23 protein-coding genes are annotated in these 26,035 nt (G+C 67.0%); 2 read left to right on the top strand and 21 right to left on the bottom strand.

What is annotated here, in order from left to right; genetic code table 11:
- Positions 1-44: 44 nt before the first annotated feature.
- Complete coding sequence (locus tag D6T64_RS09515) at positions 45-698, bottom strand: TetR/AcrR family transcriptional regulator (RefSeq protein ID WP_233550990.1); 654 nt, start codon at positions 696-698, stop codon at positions 45-47.
- A 290-nt stretch (positions 699-988) separates the two neighbouring features.
- Here D6T64_RS09515 and D6T64_RS09510 point away from each other — a divergent pair, with 290 nt between their 5' ends.
- Entirely contained in the window at positions 989-2,011 is a 1,023-nt protein-coding gene (locus D6T64_RS09510; protein WP_119974503.1) for an App1 family protein, read from the top strand.
- A gap of 33 nt (positions 2,012-2,044) precedes the next feature.
- Here D6T64_RS09510 and D6T64_RS09505 read toward each other — a convergent pair whose 3' ends face one another.
- Genes D6T64_RS09505 through hisD form a run of 3 tightly spaced genes read right to left on the bottom strand, consistent with a single transcriptional unit; the run spans position 2,045 to position 4,901 of the window.
- A complete protein-coding gene (locus D6T64_RS09505; protein ID WP_119974481.1) occupies positions 2,045-3,070 on the bottom strand; it encodes a quinone-dependent dihydroorotate dehydrogenase in 1,026 nt (341 codons plus the stop codon).
- 22 nt (positions 3,071-3,092) lie between these two features.
- The gene (gene nrdR, locus D6T64_RS09500; RefSeq protein WP_119974480.1) at positions 3,093-3,560 is read right to left on the bottom strand and encodes a transcriptional regulator NrdR; all 468 of its coding nucleotides are present in this window, start codon (positions 3,558-3,560) and stop codon (positions 3,093-3,095) included.
- Positions 3,561-3,587: 27 nt separating this feature from the next.
- Complete coding sequence (hisD, locus tag D6T64_RS09495; protein WP_119974479.1) at positions 3,588-4,901, bottom strand: histidinol dehydrogenase; 1,314 nt, start codon at positions 4,899-4,901, stop codon at positions 3,588-3,590.
- 82 nt (positions 4,902-4,983) lie between these two features.
- Here hisD and D6T64_RS09490 point away from each other — a divergent pair, with 82 nt between their 5' ends.
- Positions 4,984-5,577 (top strand): flavin reductase family protein, encoded by a 594-nt coding sequence (locus D6T64_RS09490; protein ID WP_119974478.1) that lies wholly within the window; start codon positions 4,984-4,986, stop codon positions 5,575-5,577.
- 42 nt (positions 5,578-5,619) lie between these two features.
- Here D6T64_RS09490 and D6T64_RS09485 read toward each other — a convergent pair whose 3' ends face one another.
- The 17 genes from D6T64_RS09485 to D6T64_RS09405 form a co-directional block, all read right to left on the bottom strand.
- Positions 5,620-6,474 (bottom strand): lysophospholipid acyltransferase family protein, encoded by an 855-nt coding sequence (locus D6T64_RS09485; protein WP_119974477.1) that lies wholly within the window; start codon positions 6,472-6,474, stop codon positions 5,620-5,622.
- Positions 6,475-6,574: 100 nt separating this feature from the next.
- Positions 6,575-10,093, bottom strand: coding sequence for a DNA polymerase III subunit alpha (dnaE, locus tag D6T64_RS09480; protein WP_119974476.1), 3,519 nt, complete (start codon positions 10,091-10,093; stop codon positions 6,575-6,577).
- 12 nt (positions 10,094-10,105) lie between these two features.
- Positions 10,106-11,032, bottom strand: coding sequence for an RluA family pseudouridine synthase (locus D6T64_RS09475; RefSeq protein ID WP_119974475.1), 927 nt, complete (start codon positions 11,030-11,032; stop codon positions 10,106-10,108).
- Positions 11,029-11,658, bottom strand: coding sequence for a signal peptidase II (gene lspA / locus D6T64_RS09470; RefSeq protein WP_233550989.1), 630 nt, complete (start codon positions 11,656-11,658; stop codon positions 11,029-11,031). The genes D6T64_RS09475 and lspA overlap by 4 nt, the downstream gene beginning before the upstream one ends.
- On the bottom strand, positions 11,606-12,256 hold the full coding sequence (locus D6T64_RS09465) for a DivIVA domain-containing protein (RefSeq protein ID WP_119974474.1): 651 nt from the start codon (positions 12,254-12,256) through the stop codon (positions 11,606-11,608). The genes lspA and D6T64_RS09465 overlap by 53 nt, the downstream gene beginning before the upstream one ends.
- Positions 12,257-12,380: 124 nt before the next feature.
- Entirely contained in the window at positions 12,381-12,683 is a 303-nt protein-coding gene (locus D6T64_RS09460; RefSeq protein ID WP_119974473.1) for a YggT family protein, read from the bottom strand.
- A 9-nt stretch (positions 12,684-12,692) separates the two neighbouring features.
- The gene (locus D6T64_RS09455) at positions 12,693-13,268 is read right to left on the bottom strand and encodes a cell division protein SepF (protein ID WP_119974472.1); all 576 of its coding nucleotides are present in this window, start codon (positions 13,266-13,268) and stop codon (positions 12,693-12,695) included.
- A gap of 35 nt (positions 13,269-13,303) precedes the next feature.
- Positions 13,304-14,068 (bottom strand): YggS family pyridoxal phosphate-dependent enzyme, encoded by a 765-nt coding sequence (locus D6T64_RS09450; RefSeq protein ID WP_325049787.1) that lies wholly within the window; start codon positions 14,066-14,068, stop codon positions 13,304-13,306.
- Complete coding sequence (gene ftsZ, locus D6T64_RS09445; RefSeq protein ID WP_119974470.1) at positions 14,010-15,209, bottom strand: cell division protein FtsZ; 1,200 nt, start codon at positions 15,207-15,209, stop codon at positions 14,010-14,012. Before ftsZ ends, D6T64_RS09450 begins: the two co-directional genes overlap by 59 nt.
- A 159-nt stretch (positions 15,210-15,368) precedes the next feature.
- A complete protein-coding gene (locus D6T64_RS09440) occupies positions 15,369-16,454 on the bottom strand; it encodes an FtsQ-type POTRA domain-containing protein (protein ID WP_119974469.1) in 1,086 nt (361 codons plus the stop codon).
- Between the two features lie 13 nt (positions 16,455-16,467).
- Positions 16,468-17,883 carry a UDP-N-acetylmuramate--L-alanine ligase gene (murC, locus tag D6T64_RS09435; protein ID WP_119974468.1) on the bottom strand — a complete coding sequence of 472 codons (1,416 nt, stop codon included), beginning with the start codon at positions 17,881-17,883 and terminating at the stop codon, positions 16,468-16,470.
- A 54-nt stretch (positions 17,884-17,937) separates the two neighbouring features.
- Complete coding sequence (locus D6T64_RS09430; protein WP_119974467.1) at positions 17,938-19,023, bottom strand: UDP-N-acetylglucosamine--N-acetylmuramyl-(pentapeptide) pyrophosphoryl-undecaprenol N-acetylglucosamine transferase; 1,086 nt, start codon at positions 19,021-19,023, stop codon at positions 17,938-17,940.
- Complete coding sequence (ftsW, locus tag D6T64_RS09425; RefSeq protein ID WP_233550987.1) at positions 19,020-20,336, bottom strand: putative lipid II flippase FtsW; 1,317 nt, start codon at positions 20,334-20,336, stop codon at positions 19,020-19,022. The genes D6T64_RS09430 and ftsW overlap by 4 nt, the downstream gene beginning before the upstream one ends.
- 46 nt (positions 20,337-20,382) lie before the next feature.
- On the bottom strand, positions 20,383-21,918 hold the full coding sequence (gene murD / locus D6T64_RS09420) for a UDP-N-acetylmuramoyl-L-alanine--D-glutamate ligase (protein WP_119974465.1): 1,536 nt from the start codon (positions 21,916-21,918) through the stop codon (positions 20,383-20,385).
- Positions 21,915-23,015, bottom strand: a complete 1,101-nt coding sequence (gene mraY, locus D6T64_RS09415; RefSeq protein WP_119974464.1) for a phospho-N-acetylmuramoyl-pentapeptide-transferase — start codon at positions 23,013-23,015, stop codon at positions 21,915-21,917. Before mraY ends, murD begins: the two co-directional genes overlap by 4 nt.
- Complete coding sequence (locus D6T64_RS09410; RefSeq protein WP_119974463.1) at positions 23,012-24,427, bottom strand: UDP-N-acetylmuramoyl-tripeptide--D-alanyl-D-alanine ligase; 1,416 nt, start codon at positions 24,425-24,427, stop codon at positions 23,012-23,014. The genes mraY and D6T64_RS09410 overlap by 4 nt, the downstream gene beginning before the upstream one ends.
- Positions 24,428-25,996, bottom strand: a complete 1,569-nt coding sequence (locus D6T64_RS09405; RefSeq protein ID WP_119974462.1) for a Mur ligase family protein — start codon at positions 25,994-25,996, stop codon at positions 24,428-24,430.
- Between the last annotated feature and the right edge of the window lie 39 nt (positions 25,997-26,035).

Below are 26,035 nucleotides of genomic sequence, written 5' to 3'. Positions count from 1 at the left end.
TCGGAACCCTTGCCAAGTCGGATTGGCAAATATCTCCAGCCCGGCTAGACGGCGACGGACACGTCGACGCCCGGAAAGGCGACCACGGGGCCGTAGAAGGTCGCGAGGTAGTCGTGCACCACGCGCCGGCACTCAGCGATGAACCGCTCGTCCCCCAGCGGATCGTGCAGGAACGCCCGGCAGAGCAGGGAATCGGCCATCTCCACGGCGATCTCGACCCGGAAGATGAGTTCCGGTTCGTCGGGCAGGCCGAACCGGGCGGCCAACACCATCGCCAGCCGGGTGGCGAAGAAGCCGGTTTCACGGGCGACGTCGTCGGAGGGCGTCCCCTCCCCCAGAGTCGCGCCCTCGCGGTCGGCAAACTGCATGATGCGAAAACCCGGCTCAGAGCGGTAGAGGCCGACGAACGCGCTCACCGCGCAGTCCACGACGTCCCACCACGTCGTCGGCGGGCTGCTCTCGAATTCCTCGACGACCCGCTCGCGGAAGCGCTGGACCGTGCGCTCATGCAGGGCCTGGAGGACCGCGACGCGATCGGGGTAGTAGCGGTACACGGTCCCGATGGATGCGCCCGCTCGCTCCGCGATCATGGCCGTCGTGATGCGGTCGAAGCCCACGGCATCCACTGCCTCGGCAGCCGCATCGAGGAGCGCCGACAGCCGCTCGGCACTGCGACGTTGGATCGGTTCCGCGCGCACCTGCTGACCAGTGACTGCTGAATCAACATCGAATAGGCCGGCTAGCGACACGGGGTCCTCCTTGAAGTTAATTCACTATCCTACGTTGTCTACCCGCATGTATTAACACACGTGTGCGCTGGCCGATCTGTCCTCCCGTGCGTGGCATTCGGCGTGCTGCGCAGTGGAGTGGGCTCGCATGGCAGACTGGGGGTGTGCCAGAGTCCCGCGACAATACGTTCTCAGACGATGCAGCCTCAGCCGATGAGGGTCGGGCAGACCGGTCGACCGCGCTCAACCCCGCCCGGCTGATGCACCGCGCCGCCCGCATCGAGGACTGGGTGCACGAACGGCGCGAAAGCTTCGCCCGCAGGCGCGGCCACCGCCCGACGGTCATCCCCTTCGCCGGCTATGGGTCCACCGGCTGGGTGCGCATCCTCTGCCGTGTGCTGCTGGCCAAGCCGACCAAACCCGGAAAGGCCGTGCGCGCCAGACGTCCCCGCAGCGACGGCCGCGACGCCGGTATTCGCGGGTGGCGCAGCTTCACCAGCGTGCCCGTGAAGAACGTCATGGTCACCATCGAGATCGACGGTCAGACCCACCTGGTGCGTGCCGACCGCGGCGGGGTCGTCGACACGGTCGTACCGGTGCGCCTGGCGCCCGGCTGGCACACCGCCCGACTGCACGCCGAGTCCTCCGCGGTGCAGGACGCACCGATTCTTGTCGTCGCTCCGGCGGTACGCCACGGCGTCATCTCCGACGTCGACGACACCGTGATGGTGACCACCCTCCCCAGGCCGCTGCTTGCCGCCTGGAACACCTTCGTGCTCGACGAGCACGCGCGTGTCCCCACCCCGGGAATGGCCGTGCTGCTCGAGCGGCTCGCCGCGGCAACGCCCGGCTCCCCCGTGATCTATCTGTCGACCGGGGCCTGGAATGTGGCGCCGACCCTCTCGCGATTCCTGTCGCGCAACCTGTACCCGGCCGGCGCCCTGCTGCTGACCGACTGGGGGCCCACGCACGACCGACTGTTTCGCAGCGGCAAGGAACACAAGCGCGAGAACCTGCGCCGCCTGGCCCAGGAATTCCCCTCGATCGGCTGGATCCTGATCGGCGACGACGGCCAGCACGATGAGACGATTTACAGCGAGTTCCAGAAGGAATTCCCCGGCAGCGTCGCGGCGGTTGCCATTCGCCAGCTGTCCCCCAGCGAGGCCGTTCTGGCGGGCGGTCGCTCGCAGGCCTCCGTTGCCGGTACCGCCGACACCCCGTGGGTCTACGGTCCGGACGGCTCCAGCATCGCCAACCAGCTCGCGGAACACGGCCTGCTCTGAGCCAGCCGGCCCGTGCCGGGCGGGCTGACGGCGCTACAGCAGGCGCGCGAGGCCGCGGTTGATCTGGCGGGCCCAGAGCGGTCCGCGGTAGAGGAAGGCCGTGTAGCCCTGCACGAGCGTCGCGCCGGCGTGGAGTCGCTCAGCGACCTGCGCCGCGGTTTCGACGCCTCCCACCGAGATGACACAGAATTCCCGCGGCACGACCGCGCGGATGAGCCGCAGCACGGCGAGGGAACGGTCGTTGAGCGGGGCGCCCGACAGGCCACCGGCCCCTGCGGCCGCGACTGTCGCGGCATCCGTGGCCAGGTTCGCCCGCGACAGCGTGGTGTTGGTCGCGCTGATGCCGTCCAGGCCCAGTTCGACGGCGAGCCGGGCCACGCGGGTGACCTCGTCATCACTGAGGTCGGGCGCGATCTTCACCAACAGCGGGGTGCCCCCGGCGGCGGCCTTCACGGCGCGCAACAGGGGCGCAAGACGGTCGATTTCCTGCAGTCCGCGCAGACCCGGTGTGTTGGGCGAGCTGACGTTGACCACGAGGTAGTCGGCCAGGGGCGCCAACTGGCGGGTGCTCTCGAGATAGTCCCCGGTGGCGTCGTCGACGGCGGTAACCCGGCTCTTGCCGATATTGATGCCGAGCACCGGGCGACGCGCGGCCGCGCGTACCGCGGTGAGACGCCGGCGAGCGGATGCCGCACCCCGGTTATTGAAGCCCATCCGGTTGATGACGGCGCGGTCGGCGACGAGCCGGAAGAGGCGGGGGGTGGGGTTGCCCGGCTGGGCGAGCGCCGTGATGGTGCCGACCTCGACGTGGCCGAAGCCGAGCTGGCCCAGGCCGAGAACGGCTTCGCCGTCCTTGTCGAAGCCGGCAGCGACACCGAAGGGTGACGCAAAGCGCAGCCCGAGGGTCATCACTTCGAGTCGGGGATCGGCCCGCGTGAACCGATTCACCACGCGTCCGACGCCGAGCGTGGGCAGACGGCGAATCACCGAGAACGCGAGGTGGTGGGCGCGCTCGGGATCAAGGCGAGACAGGACGAGGGAGAAAAAGAGAGGATACATGGTGTCCGGAGAGTAGGGCGGGCTACAGCGACACCGACGCGTCGCCCTGCGACGCGCGCAGGCGGGCGATGGCCGCTTCGAAGTCTTCGAGGGAATCGAAGGCCTGGTACACGCTCGCGAAGCGCAGGTAGGCAACCGTGTCGAGTTCGCGCAGCGGCGGGAGGATCGCCAGTCCGATGTCGTTCGCCTCGACCTGCGAAGCACCGGTCTGTCGAATGGTTTCTTCGACTTTTTGGGCGAGCAGGGCCAGGTCCGAGTCGGTCACCGGACGGCCCTGGCAGGCTTTTCGTACCCCGGCGACAATTTTTTCCCGGCTGAACGGCTCCACTACCCCGCTGCGCTTGATGATGTTCAGGCTCGCGGTCTCGGTGGTGCTGAAACGGCGCCCGCACTTCGGGCACTGACGGCGGCGGCGGATCGAAAGTCCGTCGTCGCTGGTGCGCGAGTCGATGACTCGGGAATCGGGGTGGCGACAGAACGGGCAAAACATAGTGTTGCCAGCCTAGCGCCCGGTGAGTCAGTCCTCGTCGACGAACCGGGCGGTCACGGCGTCGCCGTGGGCCGGCAGGGCCTCGGCCTGGGCAAGCGCGACGATGTGACCGGCCACGGCGTGCAGCGCTTCCCGGTCGTAGCGCACAATCTGCTGTGGCCGGAGGAACGTGTAGGCACCGAGGCCGGCCGAAAAGCGCGACTGGCCATTGGTCGGCAGCACGTGGTTGGAGCCGGCGACGTAGTCACCGAGGCTGACCGGGGAGTGCGGGCCGAGGAAGATCGCGCCGGCGTTCTCGATGTGATCGAGCACGGCATCCGGGTCCTGGGTCTGAATCTCGAGGTGTTCGGGGCCAAACGCGTTGCTGAAAGCCGCTGCGACGGTGAGATCGTCCACGAGCACGATGGCCGACTGGGAGCCGCTCAGGGCGATCGTGACCCGCTCACTGTGGGTGGTGGAGACCGCCAGTTCGGTCAGGCGCGCCTCGACGCGGCGGGCGAGGCTCACGGAGTCCGTGACCAGCACGGCCGCCGCGAGTTCGTCGTGCTCGGCCTGGCTCACGAGGTCTGCTGCCACGAGCAGCGGGTCGGCCTCGTCATCGGCGATCACGAGGATGTCGGTGGGGCCGGCCTCGGAGTCGATACCGGCCTGGCCGCGAATCAGCCGCTTGGCTGCGGCCACATAGACGTTGCCGGGACCGGTGACGAGCTGCACGGGAGCCAGGCCGAGGCCCGGAACGCCGTAGGCGAGGGCTCCGATCGCTCCGGCGCCGCCCATCGCATAGATCTCGTCGATGCCGAGGAGGCCGGCGACGGCCAGGATCGTCGGGTGCACGCGGCCCTCGAACAGGCTCTGCGCGGGAGAGGCCAGCGCGAGGGAGGCGACCCCGGCGACCTGCGCCGGAATGACGTTCATGACCACGCTGGACGGATACACGGCCTTTCCTGCGGGCACGTAGAGCCCCACCCGGCTGACGGGCTGCCAGCGTTGAGTGACGACGGCACCGGCGGCGATGGTCGTGGTCACCCCAGCCGGTACCTGGGCGGCACTGGCGAGACGCACCCGACGGATGGTTTCCTCAATCGCCGTGCGCACGCTCGGGTCGAGGCCATCGAGAGCTTCTTCAATGTGAAACAGCGGCACCCGCACATAGGCCGGGCGGACCCGGTCGAGTCGTTCGGCCTGGTCAAGCAGCGCATCCTCGCCCCGCAGGCGCACGTCGTTGATCAGGTCGGCGGCGACATCGCTCGCCGTGGCAACGTCGGTGAGGGCCCGTGGCACGGCGGCCAGCAGTGAGGCCGGAGTTGGTCGGGTTCCGCGCAGGTCAATAGTCTGAATCATCACGGTTCAGCCTATCCGCGAACATTCCCCCCGTTGACTGCAGGACAGATTTGACTGCACGACAGATGATTGAGGCCACCGAATGACCGACAAAGCCAAATCCCGACTCGCCGACGCACTACCCGCGACCGCCGCTCCGGTGCCGCCGCTCGAGGCCGATCCCAACGCCCCCATCGACCTCGCGGCCTTCAAACATGCTTTCCGGCGCCACGCCGCCGGGGTCGCCATCATCACTTCGCTCCGCGGGGACGGCACGCCGGTCGGCTTCACGGCGACCTCACTCGCGTCGCTGTCGGCCGTGCCTCCGCTCGCCACCTTCAACATGGCCCGCACCGCCAGTGCCTGGCCGGCGATCCTCGACAACGGCCACGTCATCATCCACATGCTCGGCGCCCGCAATCGGGATGTTGCCGAGATCATGTCCGGGCCACGCGAACGTCGTTTCGAGGGCAGCCATTGGCACGCCGGTCCCTACGGGATCCCGGTCATCAACGATGTGACGAGCTGGATGGTCGGCCGCATCATCGAACGGATCTCCGTGCACAACAACGCTGTCGTGGTCGTGCAGATCGAGGAGGGCGGAATGGGCGCCGACGACGAGGCCCTGCTCTACCACGAGCGCAGCTACCGCGTTCCAAGCGCCGAACTCCCCCGCGAGACCACACCCCACGAGTGAGCAGTTTCTGCACTTCCCGGGCCCGGGAAGTGCAGAAACTGCTCACTCGCGGGATTCGGCGGCGGCTTTGCGGCGCTTGCGCTCCGCTTCGACGATCGCGGCCTGCTCGGGAGTGGGGGCGGTACCGCCGAGGTGGGCGGGCTGCCACCACCGGCCGCGACCATCGGCCGGGTAGCTCGTCTGCAGCGCGTCGACGAGGCCCTGCAGGGTCGTGTGGAGTTCGAGCGTGAGCGCGGCGGCATCCGCTTGCCGCGGCACCGGGATCGGTTCGCCGATCGCGAACCGCACGGGCACGCGAAACGCCTCCCGCACAGACGGCTTGTGGTTCTTGGTGAGCAGGCGGTGGCCGCCCCACACCGCGACCGGGATGATCGGAACGCCCGCCTCGGCCGCCATCCGCACGGCACCGGTCTTGAGCGCTCGCACGGTGAACGAGGCATTCACGCCGCCCTCGGGGAAGACGCCGAGCACCTCGCCGTCTCTCAGCGCTGCCACGGCCTGGGAGTAGGCCAGCGCGCCGTCGGTCATGTCGACGCTGATGTGGCGCATGGCGCGCAGCAGACGACCGACCAGCGGGTGTCTGAACGCGCCCTTCTTCGCCAGAAAGCGGATGTGTCGGCGATTTTTCTGCCACATCATCCACTCCACCAGGGCGAAATCCAGGTACCCGAAGTGCGTGATGGCCAGCACCGCACCGCCGGAGTCGGGAAGCCGCTGGAGCCCGCTCGTGCCGGGCTTCACCCGCAGCAACCCGAACACGCTCCGGCCAGCGGCGATCGCGGTGGCGTAGGTCGCTTCAACATTTCTGGGCTGAACGTTACTGGGCTGAACGTTTCTGGGCTGGACGTTTTTGGGCTGGACGTTTTTGGGCTTGTGGGAACCGGCACGGGTGCTCATGCCCCCAGAATACGACGCGCTCCCTGCGCGCACCCCGACAATGGAGCGGGCCGAGCGAGTTTGCCTACTGGAAGCTAGTTCCAGCGAGTGGAATCACATTCTAGGTCAGGCAGTACGGGCCGAGTAGGCTCTTGAGCTCTCCGAACAGGTCGGCGCTCACCGTCACCCGGTAGGGCAACTCGAAGACCCGCGCGGTGTTGCCCTTGACGATGAGCTTCAATCGCACCTCGGCGGCACCGAGGTGTCGGGTGAGCACCTCGCTGAGCGCCTGCACCGTGTCCGTGGTTGCACGGGTCTCGCTGATGGTGATGGCCAGGGTGCTCTGGTCGGCGCCCTGGCCGAGGTCGGGGGCGAAGACGCTGAACGCGTGCAGGTTCATGCCGTCATCACGCAGGCTGACCCGACCGCGCACGACGACCACGGTGTCGCTGACGAGCTCGCTCGAGAACTCCTCGTAGGCCTTGCCCATGAACATGGCCGTGATCTCACCGCCGAAGTCCTCGACCTGGATCATGCCGTATTGGTTGCCCGACTTCTTGGCGATGCGGTGCTGAACGCTCGTGATCAGGCCCGCCACCGTGACCGTGTCGCCGTCTTCGGTGGACTCAGACGCCAGCAGGTCGGTGATCGAGGTGCTCACGTGCTTGGCGAGGGGAATTTCGAGGCCCGCGAGCGGATGATCCGACACGTAGAGACCGAGCATGTCGCGCTCGAAGGCGAGCTTCTCTTTTTTGCTCCACTCGGGTCGGTCGGGCACCTGCTCGGTGTCCTGAGGTTCATCGTAGAGGCTCGCGAAGTCGAACCCGACGTCGCCGTTGCTCTCGGCCCGCTTCGTCTTGACCGCCGATTCAACCGCCGATTCGTGGATTTCCACCATCGCGCGGCGCGTGGCCCCGAGGGTATCGAAGGCACCGGCCTTCACGAGCGACTCGATCGTGCGCTTATTGGCAACCGGCAGCGGCACCTTGTGCAAAAAGTCGTGGAAGGACACGAACCGGCCCTGCTCTTCCCGGGCGCCGCGGATCGCTTCGACGACGTTGAAGCCCACGTTGCGCACGGCGCCGAGGCCGAAGCGAATGTCGGTTCCCACGGCCGCAAAGAAGCCGATGGACTCGTTCACGTCGGGGGCGAGCACCTGGATGCCCATGCGGCGGCACTCGTTGAGGTAGAGGGCGAGCTTGTCGCGGGAGTCGCCGACGCTGGTCAGCAGGGCGGCCATGTACTCGGCCGGGTAGACGGCCTTCAGGTAGGCCGTCCAGTACGAGAGCACGCCGTAAGCGGCGGAGTGGGCCTTGTTGAAGGCGTAGTCCGAGAACGGCAGCAGGATGTCCCACACCGTCTTGACCGCGTCCATCGAATAGCCGCGGTCCTTCATGCCCTGCGAGAAGCCCTCGAACTGCTTGTCGAGCTCGGACTTCTTCTTCTTGCCCATCGCGCGGCGCAGCAGGTCGGCCTCACCGAGCGAGAAGCCGGCGAGCACCTGCGCGATCGACATGACCTGCTCCTGGTAGACGATCAGGCCGTAGGTGTTGCCGATCACGTCTTTGAGGGGCTCCTCGAGCTCCTTGTGGATCGGGATGATCTCCTGCTGACCGGTCTTCCGCAGCGCATAGTTGGTGTGCGAGTTCGCGCCCATGGGGCCCGGTCGGTATAGGGCGATGACGGCCGAGATGTCTTCGAAGTTGTCGGGCTTCATCAGGCGCAGCAGGGCGCGCATCGGCCCACCGTCGAGCTGGAACACGCCGAGGGTGTCACCGCGGGCCAGAAGCTCATAGGCGGCGGGGTCTTCGAGCCCGAGCTCTTCGAGCACCGGCCGGTGGCCGCGGTTGACCGCGATGTTGTCGAGGGTGTCGTCGATGATGGTGAGGTTGCGCAGCCCCAGAAAGTCCATCTTGATCAGGCCGAGAGCCTCGGAGGCGGGGTAGTCGAACTGCGTGACGACCTGGCCATCCGCTTCCCGCTTCATGATCGGGATGATGTCGATCAGCGGGTCGGAGGACATGATCACGCCGGCGGCGTGCACACCCCACTGGCGCTTGAGGTTTTCGAGGCCGAGGGCGGTGTCGAAAACCGTGCGCGCCTCGGGGTCGCTCTCGATCACGGCCCGAAAGTCGGCCGCTTCGCGGTAGCGGGCGTGGTCCTTGTCGAACATGCCGGTCAGGGGCACGTCCTTGCCCATGATCGCCGGCGGCATCGCCTTGGTGAGCTTGTCGCCCATGCCGAAGGGGAAGCCGAGCACCCGGCTGGCGTCTTTGAGGGCCTGCTTGGCCTTGATCGTGCCGTAGGTGACGATCTGTGCGACGCGTTCTTCGCCGTACTTCTCGGTGACGTATTTGATGACCTCACCGCGTCGACGCTCGTCGAAGTCGACGTCGAAGTCGGGCATGGAGACACGGTCGGGGTTGAGGAACCGCTCGAAGATGAGGCCGTGCACGAGCGGGTCGAGGTCGGTGATGCCCATGGCGTAGGCGACCATGGAGCCGGCACCCGAGCCACGGCCGGGGCCGACGCGGATGCCCTGCTGCTTGGACCACATGATGAAGTCCGCAACGACGAGGAAGTAGCCGGGGAACCCCATCTGCACGATGATGCCGATTTCGTAGTCGGCACGCTTGCGGACGGCATCGGGGATGCCGTTCGGGTAGCGCTTGGCCAGCCCGATCTCGTTCTCCTTGATGAACCAGCTTTCCTCGTTCTCGCCCTCGGGGCAGGGGAATCGAGGCATGTAGTTGGCTTTGGTGTTGAACTCCACCTGGCAGCGCTCCGCGATCAGCAGCGTGTTGTCGCAGGACTCCGGGTGGTCCCGGAAGATGTGCCGCATCTGGGCGGCGGTCTTGAGGTAGAACTCGTCAGAATCGAACTTGAACCGGTTGGGGTCGTCGAGTGTCGACGCCGACTGCACGCACAGCAGGGCGGCGTGGGCGGTGGCGTCGTGGGCGTGGGTGTAGTGCAGGTCGTTGCTGGCCACGAGTGGCAGGTCGAGCTCTTTCGCGAGCTTCAGCAGGTCGGTCATGGTGCGGCGCTCGATGTCGATGCCGTGGTCCATGATCTCGCAGAAGAAATTCTCCTTGCCGAAGATGTCCTGGAAGTCACCGGCGGCTTTCTTCGCCTCGGCGTACTGGCCCAGGCGGAGGCGGGTTTGCACCTCGCCACCGACGCAGCCGGTCGTGGCGATCAGGCCTTTGCCGAACTGGCTGAGGAGTTCGCGGTCCATGCGCGGCTTGAAGTAGTAGCCCTCGAGGCTGGCTTTGGAGGACAACCGAAAGAGGTTGTGCATGCCCTCGGTGTTCTCCGAGAGCAGCGTCATGTGGGTGTAGGAGCCGGCGCCACCGACGTCGTCGCGGTTCTGGGCACCGGTCCCCCAGCGCACCCGGGTCTTGTCCCGCCGGTCGGTGCCGGGGGTGATGTAGGCCTCGGTGCCGATGATGGGCTTGATGCCGGCCTCGGTCGCGCTCTTCCAGAAATCGAAGGCGCCGAACACGTTGCCGTGGTCGGTGATCGCGACGGCCGGCATGCCCTGCTCCACCGCGGCCTTGATCAGCGGCTTGACCCGGGCCGCCCCGTCGAGCATCGAGTACTCGCTGTGCACGTGCAGGTGGACGAAGGAATCGTCACTCATAACAAATGGTCCTCAGTCGCCGCGGAGAACGCTCAGCGCGTGCTCCAGGTCCGGCGGGTACTCGGCGTTGTAGGTGACCCACTCGCGTGAGTCGGGGTGTTCGAACGCCAGCTGGGTGGCGTGCAGCCATTGCCGGCCGAGCCCGAGGCGAGCGGTGATGCTCGGGTCCGCGCTGTACATGGCGTCGCCGACACATGGATGCCGCTGGGCCGACATGTGCACCCGGATCTGGTGGGTGCGCCCGGTTTCCAGGTGAATCTTGAGCAGGGTCGCGGCACGAAACGCCTCGAGCGTTTCGTAGTGGGTGATGGAGTCCTTGCCACCGGCGATCACGGCGAATTTCCAGTTGTGGTGTGGGTGCCGACCGATGGGCGCGTCGATGGTGCCGCTGGTCGGGTCCGGGTGCCCCTGCACGACGGCGTGGTACACCTTCTCGACCTCGCGGTCGTGGAAGGCACGCTTGAGGTGGGTATAGGCGGCCTCCGACTTGGCGACCACCATGAGCCCGCTCGTACCGACGTCGAGGCGGTGAACGATACCGGCCCGTTCCGCTGCTCCCGAGGTGGAGATGCGGAAACCGGCGGCCGCGAGGGCGCCGGGCACGGTGGGCCCCGACCATCCCACGCTCGGGTGCGCCGCCACGCCGGCCGGTTTGTTGACGACCACAATGCTGTCGTCATCGTGCACGATCGTGAGGCCGGGAACGGCAATGGGATCGATGCGCACCGGCTGCTTGGGCTGCCAGGTGACTTCAAGCCAGCTGCCGGCGTGCAGCCGGTCGGATTTGCCCGCGACCGTCCCATCGAGGATGACCCCGCCCTGTTCGGAGACTTCGGCAGCGAAGCTGCGGGAGAATCCGAACAGTTTGGCGAGCCCGGCGTCGACACGCACGCCTTCGAGCCCTTCGGGCAGCGGCAGGGCACGGGTTTGGGTGGTCACGGAACGATCTCGGCCTTCGGTTCATCAGACGTTGGTTCTTCGGGCTTCGGTGCGTCCGATTTGGGCTTGTCCACGACGCGTTCGCCGTCGAGGCCGATCCCGCGGATGGTCAAGATCATGAAAATGATCATGCTCGACACGATGGACATGTCGGCCACGTTGTAGATGGCCGGCAGCAGCCACGGAGTCGAAAGAAAATCGACGACGTGTCCGAGGCCGAAGCCCGGTTCGCGCAGCAGGCGGTCGGTCAGGTTGCCGAGCACACCACCGAGCAGGAGCCCGAAGACTAGGCCCCAGGCGAGTGAACGGATGCGGCGGGCGAACCAGACGATGAACACCACCACTCCGGCGGCGATGATCGAAAAGACCCAGGTGGTGCCGCTGGCAAGCGAAAAGGCCGCTCCCGGGTTCCGAACGAAGTGCAGTTGCAGCACCTCGCCCAGAACCCGGACGACCTCACCCTCGGTCATCAGATCGACGACCAGGATCTTACTGATTTGATCCAGCGCGTAGATGCCCAGCGCGATGAGCGCGAGGACGATCAGCGCGCGGGAGCGCTTCTCCGTTCGAACCCTAGGCGCCAAAGCCCTGGAAGGACGACTTCGGCGCGGAATCGCTGCCGACACCGGCGCCGACCGGCGACGCGCCGTCGAGGTCGTGGAGCTGGCCTTCGATGTAGCTCTTCAGCTTGACACGGTACTCGCGCTCGAAGGTGCGCAGGCCCTCGATCTTGCCTTCGAGAACGGAGCGTTCCTGATCCATCTGCTGGTTCTGGACGCGCTGTTTGGCCTCTGCTTCGGCAACGACGCGAGCGGCGGTGGCGTGGCCTTCGGCGATCAGGGCGTCACGTTTCTCGGCGCCTTCCTTGACGTGCTCCTCGTGCAGTCGACGAGCGAGCTGCAAAAGGTTGGTCGTGCCGGCGGTCTCATCGATCGGCTCGGCGGCGACAACGACCGGTGCGGCGGCCTTGACGGGCTCCGGAACCACAACGGGTTCGGGGGCGGCCGAGGCCGGAACGGCCGCGACAGGGGCGCTGACGGCCTCGGCGACGACTCCGCCGTCGGCGGTGATGCGCGCGCGCAGCTCCTCGTTGTCTTGCGTAAGGCGGCGCAGTTCAACGACGACCTCGTCGAGGAAGTCGTCAACCTCGTCCTGGTCGTATCCCTCACGGAATTTTGTTGACTGGAACCGCTTGTTGACTACATCTTCCGGAGTTAGCGCCATGGCTTTCCACCCTTAGAACTTGTGTTGCGAACAGTTGTATGACACCACAGATCAGTGCCATCGGACAAGAATACATGCCGCACCGGGTGTGGCGCGGGCCGAGCGTGAGAAACGCGGGACAAGCCTAGAAACTCGCCCGCAGGAATGACGCGATCGACATTCCCACGATGCAGCAGAGCATCGTGATCGTGAACCCGAAGTCGAACTGGATGGGTCCAATTGCGAGCGGCGGTATCAGCTTACGAAAGAAGCGTACCGGCGGGTCGGTGAACGTGTAGACCAGCTCCACGAGCACCAGGGTGAATCCGGTTGGCCGCCACGAACGGTTGACACCGCGAACGAGGTCAATGATGAAGCGTCCCCAGAGCACGAAGAAGTACAGGAGGAGGGCGTAGTAGGCAACTGTGGCCAGGAGATCGACGAGCACGCTCTAAGTCTATGACTGGGCGAAGAAGGACGCTTCCGCGTCCGGCTCTTCGGTGCTGTTCTCGCCGGAGACGATCACGTGTGACGGCGACAGCAGGAAGACCTTGGCGGTGACGCGTTCAATCTTGCCATAGAGGCCCTGTGACAGGCCGCTGGCGAAGTCAATCAGGCGGCGGGCATCAGCGTCACTCATCTGGGAGAGGTTGATGATGACCGGGATACCGTCACGGAAGGACTCCGCGATGACCTGGGCGTCGCGGTACTGACGCGGGTGGACCGTGAGAATTTCATTCATTTCGGAAGCAGCCACATTCTTGGGGGTTTGCGTCTTGCGCAGCGGAGTCACCGGAGCACGGCCGGCGTTGTTCGGTGCCGATCCGTTGTGGGCCGATCCGTTGTGGGCCGAACCGGAATGGGCGGCGCTGGACTGGGCCGCGGCGGCGGCTTGCGCCGACGCGTTGGACGAGTTGGAGCGCTCAGCGGGTGCCGGCACGGCCGCCACGTGCGCGGTCGCGGGGGCCTCGTAGTGCAGCTCTTCGTCTGCCAGCCCCAGGTAGACCATGGTTTTCTTGAGCGGGTTGGACATGTCGACCTCCGTGTAGGTAATTCTTCTCTATGAGATTAACCGTGTAACGGGCGAATCCCGGTGATTGCCGTGCCAATTCTTAGGTGTGTCGCCCCTTCGGCGACGGCCGCGGCGTAGTCCTGGCTCATGCCGATCGACAACTGCGTTGCCGCCGGCGCCACGGCCTGCATTCGAACGCTCAGGTCCCGCACCGCCGCAAAGGCCCGTCGCGGCTCGCCCTCGCGGGGAGCCACGGCCATCAGCCCGAGCAGACACAGCCCTGGCGTGCCCAGCACCTGCTCAGCGAGGGTGTCGACGTCGCCGGGCAAGGCACCGCCGCGGGCGGGATCATCCGTCAGATTGACCTGAATGAAGCAGTCCCGCACGGGCGCATCGGCATCGACTGCTTCGAGCGCGCCGACAAGAGATGCACGGTCGAGGGAATGGATGACGTCGGCGTAAGCACGCACCTGGCGCGCCTTCTTGCCCTGGATCTGGCCGATGAAATGCCAGGTCAGGTTCAGGTCGGCGAGTTCGGCGGCCTTGCCCTGGGCCTCCTGGTGCCGACTCTCGCCGACATCCGTCACCCCGAGCGCCGCCAGCTCACGGATGAGGCTCGCGGGATGGAACTTCGTGACGACGACCGTGGTGATCTCGCCCGGGTCGCGCCCGGCGAGCCGGACCGCGTCAGCGATTCCGGCCCGCACGGACTGCAGGCGCTCGGCGAGGGTGTCGATCGCCCCCGAAAGGGACGAAAGCGGATTACTTGAGGAAATCGGGGATGTCCAGGTCGTCGGGGTCTTCTTCGAAGGCCGGGTCAACAACCGTGGCCCCACCGGCGGTGGCGTCGTTGCTGGCCCAGACCGAGGAGCCGGCGAGCTCTTCGGCGCTGAACTGGCTCGCGTCGGGGGTCGTGGAGGTGGCAGCGGCGCCCGCGGGAGCCGTGCCGACACCGCTGGCAATGCCCGCGGCGACGAGGTCGGCGCGGCGCACCTCAACGGCCTTGGCGCCGGGTTCGCCGCCATCAAAGCCGGCGGCGATCACGGTGACGCGCACCTCGTCACCGAGGGTGTCGTCGATGACGGCACCGAAGATGATGTTGGCTTCGGGGTGCACGGCCTCCTGCACGAGGCGGGCCGCGTCGTTGATCTCGAAGATTCCGAGGTTGGAGCCACCCTGGATGGAGAGCAGCACGCCGTGGGCGCCGTCGATCGACGCTTCCAGCAGCGGCGAGGCCACGGCGAGTTCAGCTGCCTTGATGGCCCGGTCGGCGCCTCGGGAGGAACCGATGCCCATGAGGGCGGAACCGGCGCCCTGCATGACCGACTTGACGTCGGCGAAGTCGAGGTTGATCAGTCCGGGGGTGGTGATCAGGTCGGTGATGCCCTGCACGCCGGCGAGGAGAACCTGGTCGGCCGTGGCAAAGGCTTCGAGCATGCTGATGCCGCGGTCGCTGATTTCCAGCAAGCGATCGTTGGGCACGACGATGAGCGTGTCGACCTCATTTTTGAGCGAGGCGACACCGGTCTCGGCCTGTGCCTGGCGACGCTTGCCCTCGAAGCCGAACGGCTTCGTGACCACGCCAATGGTGAGGGCGCCAATGGACTTGGCGATGCGGGCGACGACGGGAGCACCACCGGTGCCGGTTCCGCCACCCTCGCCCGCCGTCACGAAGACCATGTCGGCGCCCGCGAGGGCTTCTTCGATCTCTTCGGCGTGGTCCTCGGCGGCGCGGCGACCGACCTCGGGGTCTGCCCCGGCGCCGAGGCCCCGAGTCAGGTCACGACCGACATCGAGCTTCACGTCGGCGTCGCTCATGAGCAGCGCCTGCGCGTCGGTGTTGATCGCGATGAACTCGACGCCACGGAGGCCAAGTTCGATCATGCGGTTGACGGCATTGACGCCGCCACCGCCGATACCGACGACCTTGATCACGGCTAGATAATTCTGATTGTTTGACACGTCCGGCCTCCGGTGGAACTCTCAACCTCTAGTCGAGGCTTAAAGTTATGCTGAGTATGCAATTCCTGATTTAGAAGTTATGCGCCACGACGCGCCCGCTGGGGAGGCGCGCCCGCGTGTCGCGAAGTCCCGGCCAAAAGTCGACCGAAGTACGGCTTGTCAACGCAGCACGGCACTGTCGGGCGAGGTGACGTCATATTCATTTACGGTGCCGACGGGGTGCCCGACCATCAGAGCCCCCAAAACAACCGCCTTGTATTCGGATTCCTCCGGGCTGCCCCAGACGACGCGCGCTCCCCCGACGAGGTTGAGGGTGACGTCGTCCTTCGTTTCCGCACTGACGGTGTCGAGCTGCGAGCGGATGCTGTCGGGCAGCACGCTGACCACGGCCGTCGCTGCGCGAAATCCCGCGCTCTCCACCCCGTTATCGGCATCGATCAGGGGGTAACCTGCCGGTCGGTCGGGGCTGGACTCGATCACGATGCCGGCCGCGTCAACCAGATCGAAACCCGCAGCCGAGGCCAGGGCACCCACCGGCTCGCGCTCCACGATGCGCACCACGAGGGTGCCAGGCGGGCGACTCTCGGTCACGTAGCTCTGGATCAACATGAACTGTGAGAGCTCCTCTTTGACCTGTCCGAAGTCGAGGAGCGGCAACGGGGTCCCCACCTGCTCTTCGAGGGCGGCCACGAGCGCGTCGGCCGACACTCGGCTTGCGCCGACGACCTCGATGGTGCGGAGTGCCATGAGCGGGGAGTATCCCGCACCGACCACCACGAGCGTCATCACCACGACGGCCGCGAGCGACACCACCCAGTTCGTGCGTCTGCGGCGGGAACGCCAGGTGAAGCGGCGCACCTCCTGACGCTCGTAACGCTTCCGCGCACGTTTGGCGGCCCGCAGCCCGGCGCGGGCCGCCCCGCCGGTGAGTTTGGCACCGGCCGTCAGCGTGGCGCGGGCGCCCTGCGCCGCGTCCCGCGCACCGTCAGAGGCTGACTTCGTTCCGCCCCCGGAGACGCGGCCCGCTGACAACCCGAACGGCAGGCGGGTGATCCGGGCGTTCGTCGGCCCAGCGGCATCCGTTGATGGCAGGGTGACCGGCCCGGTTGACGGTGATTCGGACCGGGTCGCTCCGCGACCGGTGGACTCGGCGGGCGTCTTGCCCGAGGTCGTCTTGCCCGAGGTCGTCTGGGCCGGCGGCTTTCGGGCCGAGGGCGGGCCGGTGAACCCCTGCGGTCTCCTCATCGCGGTGCGCGGGTCATCCGCGCACCCGGGTGAGCGACGCGAGCAGCTGCGGCACGATGCGGTAGACGTCACCGCAGCCGAGGGTCACGACGAAGTCGCCGTCACGGGCGATGCCGGCGAGGTAATCGGCGGCATCCTGCCAGTCCGGCACGAAGGCGACCTTGTCGGAGTCCTGGAACCGCTCGGAGACGAGGGCGCCGGTCACGCCGGGTTCGGGGTCTTCGCGGGCGCCGTAGACGTCGAGCACGATCGTCTGGTCGGCGTAGGTCTCGAGGGCGTCGGCGAATTCCTGCGCGAACAGCTTGGTACGGCTGTAGAGGTGCGGCTGGTGCACGGCGATGATGCGCCCGGAGCCGACCACCGTGCGGGCCGCGGACAGAGCCGCCGCGACCTCGGTCGGGTGGTGGGCGTAGTCGTCGTAGACGCTGACTCCGCCGACGGTGCCGTGCAGCTCGAAACGACGCTCGGTGCCGCCGAACGCGGCGATCGCGTCGAGGGCGGCCTGGGGTTCGAATCCCAGGCCGACGAGAACCGCGAAAGCGCCGGCGGCGTTGATGGCATTGTGTTTGCCGGGGATGCGCAGGGCGGCCGAGTAGTCAGCGCCGTTCCAGGCGACGGTGAAACGCACCGGGCCGTCGGTCACGATCGAGTGCACGCGCACGTTCGCGTCGGCGTGCTCGCCGAAGGTCACAATGCTCGGGCTGGCGGCCTGGGCATGGGCCCGAAGGTGAGCGGTGACGCGCACGGCGCCCACGTCGTCGGAGGACACGACAACAAGTTCGGACGCATTGCCGGCGAATTCGACGAATGCCGCCTCGAAGGCTTCGAGCGACCCGTAGTGGTCGAGGTGATCGGGGTCGACGTTAGTGATGAGCGCGACAGTGGTGTTGTAGAGCAGGAACGAGCCGTCGGATTCATCCGCTTCGACGACGAAGAGGTCATCGGCGCCTGCGGCCGAACTCACCCCGAGTGACTCGATCACTCCCCCGTTCACGAAGCTCGGGTCCTGGTGCAGGCCGAGCAGGCCGGTGACGATCATGCCCGTCGACGTCGTCTTGCCGTGGGCGCCCGCAACCGAGACGAGGCGGTGCTTCTGGATGAGCCAGGCGAGGGCCTGGGAGCGGTGCAGCACCGGCAGGCCACGTTCGCCCGCGAGTACGTATTCCGGATTATCCTGCCAGAGCGCTCCGGTCACGACGAGGGTGTCGGCATCGCCGACGTTGGCCGCGTCGTGGCCGATGTCGACGCGGGCGCCAAGGGCGCGCAGGGCGAGCACGTTGTCGGACTCGCGCACATCGGAGCCGGTGACCGTGTAGCCCTTGTTGATGAAGAGGCGGGCGATCCCGCTCATGCCCGAGCCCCCGATGCCGACGAAGTGCACCTTTCCGAGGTCTTCGGCGACGGTGAGGGTGAGATCGGGCTTGATCACGAAGGTGCGCTCATTTCAATCGGACGTGCAGGCTGAAGGGGTCGAAAGTCTAGGTTACGCGCCACGACTGACACGCACTGCGTGCTGCGTGAGGTCGTAGAGCCGGGCAGCGCCATCGAGCATTCCGACGGATGCCGCGGCCGAGCCCATGAGGCCGACCCGCTCCCGATCGCGCAGCAGCGGCAGCAGGGTATGGCTCACCCAGTCGGGCAGGAAGTCGGCGTCGTCGACGAGCAGCCCACCCTGTGCCCGCACCACGTCGGCGGCGTTGAAACGCTGTTCACCGTTGCCGACCGGATAGGGCACGTATACGGCGGGCAGGCCGAGGGCACAGAGTTCGCTCACCGTCGCCGCGCCGGCCCGGGAGACCGCGAAGTCGGCCGCAGCGAGGGCAAGGTCCATCCGGTCGCAATAGGCGATCTGACGGTAGTGGGGCAGGTTCGGATCGGTCACCTCGGCACGCTCGCCCACGATGTGCAGCACCTGCCAGTTGGCCGCGACGAGGGCAGGGGCGGACTCGAGGATCGTCGAATTGAGGCGGCGGGCACCGAGCGACCCGCCGGTCACGAGCAGCGTTGGCCGCTCGGGATCAAGGTCGAAGAACGTGAGCGCGGCGGCCCGGGACGCGGCCCGATCGAGGTGCTCGATTTCGGGCCGCAACGGCATCCCGACGAGGTGCGCGTGCCGAATCGGCGTGCCCGCGAAGGCGACACCGACCCACGGCGTGAACCGGGCGCCGAGCTTGTTGGCCAGGCCCGGCTTGGCGTTGGCTTCGTGGATGATGATGGGAATGCCGGCCCGGCGGGCCGCGAGGTAGGCCGGGGTGGAGACGTAGCCGCCAAAACCGACCACGACGTCAACCCCGCGGGAGCGGATGACCTCCCGCACCCCGGCGACCGCCCCCGCAAAGCGCGGCAGGAAGCTCAGCGCCTGGCGGTTCGGACGACGCGGAAAGGGCACCCGGGGAACCGTCACCAGTTCGTAGCCGCGGGCGGGCACAAGGCGCGCCTCGAGGCCGGAACTGGTTCCGAGAACGAGCACCGTAGCATCCGATTCGCGGGCGCGAATCGTGTCGGCCAGGGCCAGCAGGGGGTTCACGTGGCCGGCAGTGCCGCCGCCGGCGAGCAGGTAGGTCGTCATGATCGAGCCGTCTTTTCCTGGTTGGTGCGCTGCTCCTGGTTGGAGCGCTGCTCCTGGCTGGAGCGCTGGGCCGCACGTTGTTCTGCGCGTTCGGCCGGAGTGTCGCCGGAGCGGTCGCCGCGGGCAAAGGACAGCACCACGCCGATGGCAACGAGGGTCGTGAGCAGGGCCGTACCACCGGCCGAGATCAACGGCAACGGCACCCCGAGCACGGGGAGAACTCCCAGCACGACGCCGATGTTGACGAAGGCCTGCCCGATGATCCAGACCATGACGGATGCCGTCGTGATGCGAGCCTGCACGCTGCGGCTCGAGCGCATCACCCGCAGAAAGGCGAAGGCCAGCAGGATGAACATCAGGAGCACGACGATGGCGCCGATCAGGCCGAGTTCCTCGCCGACGATCGCGAAGATGTAGTCGTTGTCGGCCGCCGGAAGCCACGACCATTTGGCCCGGGAGTTTCCGAGGCCGACCCCGAAGATTCCGCCGTTGGCGAGTGCCCAGGTGCCGTGCAGCGGCTGCCAGCATTCCGCGGAGATGGACCCGTCGGTGACCGCGCAGTCGTCCTCGGCGAAACTCATGATGCGGGTGAGTCGATTCTCGCTGGACAAGGCCAGCACGACCGCACCTGCCGCACCGATCAGCAGGGGAATGACCAGCAGCCGCAGCTTCACTCCCGCATAGAACAGTGCCCCGAACAGGATGCCGGCCATGATGATCACGGTTCCGAGGTCACCGCCGATCATCACGAGTCCCACGGCACCGCCTCCGACGCCGAAGACAGGAATGAAGATGTGGCGCCAGTCGTCGAGGTGGTTCTGCTTCTTGGCCAGGATCACACCAAGCCAGACGACGAGGGCGAGTTTGATGGCTTCCGACGGCTGGAATTGGATTCCACCGGGAAGGGTGAGCCAGTTGGTATTGCCTGCGATCTCGTAGCCGAGCGGCGTGAAGACCACCAGGCCTTGCAGGAAGCAGGAGAAAAGAAGCGCCCACCAGCTGACGAGCTCCCAGAATTTCAGCGGCATCCGGCTGACCAGGAGCATCAGCGGCACTCCGATGAGGGCAAACATGCCCTGGCGCAGGATGCCGCCGAAGAAGCCCATGTCGGCGAGGTAGGAGTCCACGCTCGAGGAGGACAGCACCATGACGAGGCCGAAGGCTACGAGGAACAGCGTCGTGCCGAGCAGCAGGAAGTAATTCGCCGACTCGGCCCGGAACACCCGACCCAGGTTGATGCGGGCGGTGTGGCCTGCGTGTTCGGCCGGGTCCCCCCGCGATGGGTCTGCGTTCGAATGAGGCGGCCGGGTCATCCGCCTCACCTCCCTAGTTGTCATTCACAGTTGTCATTCAAATTTGTCATTCAAATTTGTCATTCAAATATGCGGCCACGGCCTGCGCGAACGCGGTGCCGCGGTGCGAATAGCTGTCGAACTGGTCCATCGAGGCCGCGGCCGGAGCCAGAAGCACGACATCACCGGGCTGGGCCAACTCGGCCGCCCGCTGCACCGCCAGCGGCATGACCTGTTCAGTGTCGTCGGAATCGATCTCGATCACGGTGAGGTCGGGGGCGTGTCGTCGGAATGCCTCCCGCAGTGCGGTCCGGTCCACGCCGATGATGATCGCTCCGCGCAGCCGGGCGACGTGTCGCTGCACGAGCGACTCCACGTCAACGCCCTTGAGCAGCCCGCCCACGAGCCAGACGACCGACTCGCACGCGGCCAGCGAGGCGTTCGCGGCGTGCGGGTTGGTGGCCTTCGAATCGTCGATCCAGCGGATTCCGCCCCGCTCCGCGACTTCGGCGATGCGGTGCGCGTCGAGCGTGAATCCCTGCAGGGCGGATCGCACCTGGGCCGGGGGTACGTCGAACGAGCGGGCGAGGGCGCTCGCGGCCAGCACGTCGGCGACGACGTGCGGGGCGCCGAGACCGACTCCGACAAGGTCGGGCACGGTCGTCAGCTCGAGGGCACGATCCGCACGGTCGTCGAGAAACGCACGGTCGCAGAGGATTCCTTCGACGACCCCGAATTCGCTCGGGCCCGGCACCCCGAGGCCGAAGCCGACGGCGCGAGCCCCCTCGGACACCTCCGCCTCTTCGACCATCAGCCGGGTGGCGGCATCTGCGGTGTTGTAGATGCAGGCCACCCGGGTGTTGGCGTAGACGGTGGCCTTCGCCGCGCGGTAGGCCTCGGCGGAGCCGTGCCAGTCGAGGTGGTCGTCGGCAACGTTCAGGCAGACGCTCGCCCACGGCACGAGGGCACCCGGCCCGGTGCGGGGCAGGTGGTGCAGCTGGTAACTCGACAGTTCGACGACGAGCACATCCCAGCCCTGCGGGTCGCGGATCGCGTCGAGCACCGGCACGCCGATGTTGCCGCACGGGGCGACGCGATGGCCGGCCTCGGCGAGCATCGTCGCCGCGAGCTGCACGGTCGTGGTCTTGCCGTTGGTTCCGGTGACGAGCATCCATTCGGCAATCGGCAGGATCTTGTCGCGCAGGCGCCAGGCCAGCTCGATGTCTCCCCAGACCGGCACGCCGGTGGCGGCGGCCCACAGCAGCAGCGGGTGGTCGGGGTGGAACCCCGGTGACACGATCAGCAGCTCGGGTCGGTGTTCGACCAGCGCCACGGGAGCGGTGGCCGGTTCCAGGGCGTTCAGGTCGGCCTGCACGAGGCCGGCCCCGATCACCCCGAGGAGCTGGGCCCGCTCGGTGTCGGAACCTTCGGCCGGCACCGGCGAAGCGACGACGAGCACCTCGGCGCCGAGTTCAACGAGGGTGTCGGCGGCGGCGAAGCCGGTCACCCCGAGTCCGAGAATCCCCACGCGCAGGCCGGCCCAGTCCGAGCGCCAGCTCGTCAGGGCATCGAGATCGGCACCGTTCTCACCGGCGCCGCTCAATTGGGCACCGCGGAGAGCCACTCCAGGTAGAACGAGCCGACGCCGGCGGCGACGAGGAGCCCCCCGATGATCCAGAAGCGCACGACGACGGTCACCTCGGCCCAGCCTTTGAGCTCGAAGTGGTGGTGGATCGGACTCATGAGGAAGATGCGCTGCCCCTTGGTGATCTTGAAGTACGCGCGCTGCACGATGACGGAGCCGGCCTCGATGACGAAGAGCCCGCCGATGAGCAGCAGTAGGAGCTGGGTCTGGCTGAGGATGGCCAGCGCCGCCAGCGCCCCACCGATGGCCAGCGAGCCGGTGTCGCCGAGGAAGATCTTCGCCGGGGAGGTGTTCCACCAGAGGAAACCGATCAGCCCGCCGACGATCGCGGCCGAGACGACGGCGAGGTCGAGGGGGTCGCGAATTTCATAGCAGCGATAGGCATCCGCGGCGTCCGTGCCGCCGAAGCAGGACTGGTTGAACTGCCAGAAACCGATCACGATGAACGACCCGATCGCGAGGATCGACGAGCCGGTCGCGAGTCCGTCCAGCCCGTCGGTCACGTTCACGCTGTTCGAGGTCGCGGCGACGATCAGACAGATCCACAGGATGAACAGGGCGATTCCGACCACGCCGCCGAGCACCATGAAGTCGAGCGGGGTGTCCCGGATGAAGGATATGTGAGTGGATGCCGGTGTCAGGCCGTTCTGGTTCGGGAACTGGAGCGACAGGTAGGCGAACACCCCCGCGACGATGACCTGACCGGCGATTTTCTGCCAGCCGCCGAGTCCCAGGCTGCGCTGGTTGCGGGTCTTCAGGAAATCGTCGAGAAACCCGACGAGGCCGAGGCCCACCATCATGAACAGCACGAGCAGAGGGGTGGCGGTGATCGGTTCCCCGGCCAGCAGTTTGGCCGCGAAGAAGCTCAAGACCGTGCCCAGAATCAGGATGATGCCACCCATGGTGGCGGTTCCGCGCTTGGCGTGGTGACTCTTCGGGCCGTCGTCGCGGATGAACTGCCCCCAGCCCAGCTTCTTGAACAGCCGGATGAACAGCGGTGTCAGGAAGAGCGTGAAGCACAGCGAGAAGGCGCCGGCCATCAGGAGCGCTCTCACGAGAAGAACTCTCCCAACCGGTCGCCGAGGAATCTGAGGCCCGCGGAGTTGGATGATTTGACAAGCACGGTGTCCCCCGGTTTCACGATGGAGCAGAGCAGTGTGAAGGCCTCGTCCTGCGTGTCGACGTAGGCCGATTCGCTGTCCCAGGATCCTTCGTTGATCGTGCTGATGTGCATGCGGCGGGCCGCGGGGCCCACAACGACCTGCTGGGAGATGTTGAGGCGCACGGTGAGCAGTCCGATACGGTCGTGCTCTTCACCGGCCAAGGCACCCAGTTCGGCCATTTCGCCGAGCACGGCGATGGTGCGCTGGCCGGGTTCGCGAATCTGGGCGAGGGTCTTGAGGGCGGCGGTCATCGAGTCAGGACTCGCGTTATAGGCGTCGTTGATGATGGTGACGCCGTCACGGCCGCCGAGAACCTCCATGCGCCAGCGTTCGGCACGCTCGACGGATTCGAGGGCGGCGACGATGGCCGCGCCGGCCACGCCGAGCGATTCCGCGGCGGCGGCAGCGGCCAGCGCGTTCATGACATGGTGTTCACCGAGCACCTTGAAGTGCACCGGGAAGTGTTCACCCGAGGCCAGGTGCAGGGTGAAGCTCGTGCCGGCGCGCGACGCGCGAACGTCGCTCGCCCGAACGAATGCGACACCGACCTCGTTCGGGCTGCCCAGGCCGAACCACTGCACGCGGGCCCGAGTCGAACCGGCCATGCCCGCGACCCGCGGGTCGTCGATGTTCAGGACGGCGACATCCGTCGGCAACAGCTCGGTGACCATTTCGGATTTCGCGGTCACGGTGGCCTCGATGCCGCCGAACTCGCCGGCGTGGGCCAGGCCGACGGTGAGCACGATCCCCACGTCCGGGCGGGCGAGTTTCACGAGAGTGGCGATCTTGCCCACGCCGTTGGCACCCATCTCGACGACGAGAAACTCGGTGTCGTCGGTGACTTCGAGCATCGTCATCGGGGCACCGACCTCGTTGTTGAACGAGCCGCGTGGGGCGACGGTCGGTCCGACACCCTCGAAAATCGCGCGCAGCAGGTTCTTGGTGGTCGTCTTGCCGTTCGACCCGGTCACACCGACAACTTTCAACCGTCCGCGAGAACGTACCTCGGCCACGACGTGGGAGGCGAGGGCGCCCAGCGCGAGAACGGCGTCGGCGACGACGATCTGCGGCACCGGGAGGTCGAGTAGACGCTCGACGATCAGCAGGGCCGCGCCTTGGTCGACCGCGATCGGGGCGAACAGGTGCCCGTCGGTCTCGGCACCGGGCTTGGCGACGAAGATGGAGCCGGCCGTGACCATGCGGGAATCGGTCTGGACGGATCCGGAAACCGTCAGGTCACCGGCGGAGTTGTGGAGGACACCGGCGGTGGCGACGACGATCTCGTCGAGTGTCAGCGCGATCATTTACAACCACCCGGCTTCGCGCAGCGCTGCGCGGGAATCGTCCCGCGCCGAATAGGGAATTTTGACTCCGGCAACCTCGTGATACTCCTCGTGACCCGGCCCTGCGTACAGGATCGTGTCGCCCTCGGTCGCGAGGGACAGCGCCGTGCGGAATGCCGCCCGGGGGTTAGGGACCTCGTGCAGCTCCCCCGCAGGGTTCGCCGCCCGGGCCGCGGCGAGCAGGGTCGCCCGAATGGCGGCCGGATCCTCGAAACGCGGATGAAAGTCGGTGATGACGACCACGTCGGCGCCGCGGGCGGCGATGGCGCCCATGTCGTCGCGCTTGGTGGTGTCGCGGTCGCCGTCGGCGCCGAAGACCATGATCAGGCGGCCGGTGGTGAACGGGCGCAACGCCGCGAGCGTGTTCAGGAACGCGTCGGGGCTGTGTCCGTAGTCGATGATCACGAGCGGCCCGGTATCGCCGGAGATGCGCTCGGCGCGGCCGGGAATGTAGGCGTCGATGCCGCCATCGCGGGTGAGGCAGGTCTCGATGTCGCTGAGCGGTATGCCGGAGTCGACGAGCATGACGATGGCGAGGGCCGCGTTGGCGGCCATGAACCAGCCGAGCAGCGGCACGCGGGTCTGCAGCCGGGCACCGTTCGGGCCCTCCAACACGAACTCGGTGTGCACGGCGCTCGCGCCGACGACGCTCATGTGCCAGTCCGCAGGGATCTCCGCCTGGTTGCTGATCGTGGTCAGCGGGATGCCCGCTTCGAGCACGATCCGACGGCCCCAGTCGGAATCGACGGTGACGACACCGCGCTTGGACCGGTGAGGCTGGAATAGTTCCAGTTTCGCGCCGAAGTACTCGTCGAGGCTGGCGTAGTCGTCAAGGTGATCGTGGCTGAGGTTGGTGAAACCGGAAACGTCGAAAATCAGACCGTCGACCCGGTAGCGGCTGAGGGCCTGCGCGGAGACCTCGATGCCCACCGCGGTGACTGCGGCCTCGTTCATCCGCGCCAGCAGCGCGTGGAGTTCGCTCGCCTCCGGGGTGGTGAGCGAGCTGGTGACGGCGAGGTCGCCGATCCGGCGCTCGGCCGTGGAGGTCAGGCCGCTCGTGATGCCGAGCTGCTTCAGCACGGCGAAGAGCAGATAGACGACGCTGGTCTTGCCGTTCGTGCCGGTCACGGCGAACAGGGTCGCGGGGTTGTCGGCGGTGCCGTAGATCCACGCGGCGACAGCGCCCAGGGCAGCGCGGGCATCCGGGGTCACGAGCACGGGCAGGCCGCTGCCGGCCGCGATCAGGGCGCCGGCTTCGTCGGTCAGGATCGCAACAGCCCCGGCCACCCGGGCCTTCACCGCGAACGCTGCTCCGTGACTGTTTCGCCCGGGCACGCCCACGTAGAGGTCGCCGGGTTGCACGGTTCCGCTGCTGAGGCTGACACCGCTCACCGTGAGACGGTCGGTGGGACCACCGGTGCGCAGGCTCAGCGCAAACTGGTCGATCAGTCCCTGCAGGTCCCGCGAAACGGGATGCTGTGGGCGAAGGGCCGAGGGCGCCGAGGGCAACTCGGGCGTCACGAGGCTCATTTTCTTACCAAGATTTTTGTTCTAACCAGCACTGTCTAA

The organism is Cryobacterium melibiosiphilum, assembly GCF_003602235.1.
Taxonomy (GTDB): Bacteria; Actinomycetota; Actinomycetes; order Actinomycetales; family Microbacteriaceae; genus Cryobacterium; species Cryobacterium melibiosiphilum.
The sequence above is the reverse complement of the archived record's forward strand: the minus strand, read 5'-3'. Positions and strand labels throughout refer to the sequence as shown.

Excerpts from the sequence above, each read along its gene's own strand:
- D6T64_RS09505 (WP_119974481.1), bottom strand. The coding sequence starts at position 3,070 with ATGTATCCTCTCTTTTTCTCCCTCGTCCTGTCTCGCCTTGATCCCGAG.
- D6T64_RS09465 (WP_119974474.1), bottom strand. The coding sequence starts at position 12,256 with ATGGCGCTAACTCCGGAAGATGTAGTCAACAAGCGGTTCCAGTCAACA.
- D6T64_RS09405 (WP_119974462.1), bottom strand. The coding sequence starts at position 25,996 with ATGAGCCTCGTGACGCCCGAGTTGCCCTCGGCGCCCTCGGCCCTTCGC.
- D6T64_RS09490 (WP_119974478.1), top strand. The coding sequence starts at position 4,984 with ATGACCGACAAAGCCAAATCCCGACTCGCCGACGCACTACCCGCGACC.
- hisD (WP_119974479.1), bottom strand. The coding sequence starts at position 4,901 with ATGATTCAGACTATTGACCTGCGCGGAACCCGACCAACTCCGGCCTCA.
- D6T64_RS09410 (WP_119974463.1), bottom strand. The coding sequence starts at position 24,427 with ATGATCGCGCTGACACTCGACGAGATCGTCGTCGCCACCGCCGGTGTC.
- D6T64_RS09485 (WP_119974477.1), bottom strand. The coding sequence starts at position 6,474 with ATGAGCACCCGTGCCGGTTCCCACAAGCCCAAAAACGTCCAGCCCAAA.
- D6T64_RS09510 (WP_119974503.1), top strand. The coding sequence starts at position 989 with ATGCACCGCGCCGCCCGCATCGAGGACTGGGTGCACGAACGGCGCGAA.
- D6T64_RS09440 (WP_119974469.1), bottom strand. The coding sequence starts at position 16,454 with ATGAGGAGACCGCAGGGGTTCACCGGCCCGCCCTCGGCCCGAAAGCCG.
- D6T64_RS09455 (WP_119974472.1), bottom strand. The coding sequence starts at position 13,268 with ATGTCCAACCCGCTCAAGAAAACCATGGTCTACCTGGGGCTGGCAGAC.
- nrdR (WP_119974480.1), bottom strand. The coding sequence starts at position 3,560 with ATGTTTTGCCCGTTCTGTCGCCACCCCGATTCCCGAGTCATCGACTCG.
- D6T64_RS09430 (WP_119974467.1), bottom strand. The coding sequence starts at position 19,023 with ATGACGACCTACCTGCTCGCCGGCGGCGGCACTGCCGGCCACGTGAAC.
- dnaE (WP_119974476.1), bottom strand. The coding sequence starts at position 10,093 with ATGAGTGACGATTCCTTCGTCCACCTGCACGTGCACAGCGAGTACTCG.
- ftsW (WP_233550987.1), bottom strand. The coding sequence starts at position 20,336 with ATGACCCGGCCGCCTCATTCGAACGCAGACCCATCGCGGGGGGACCCG.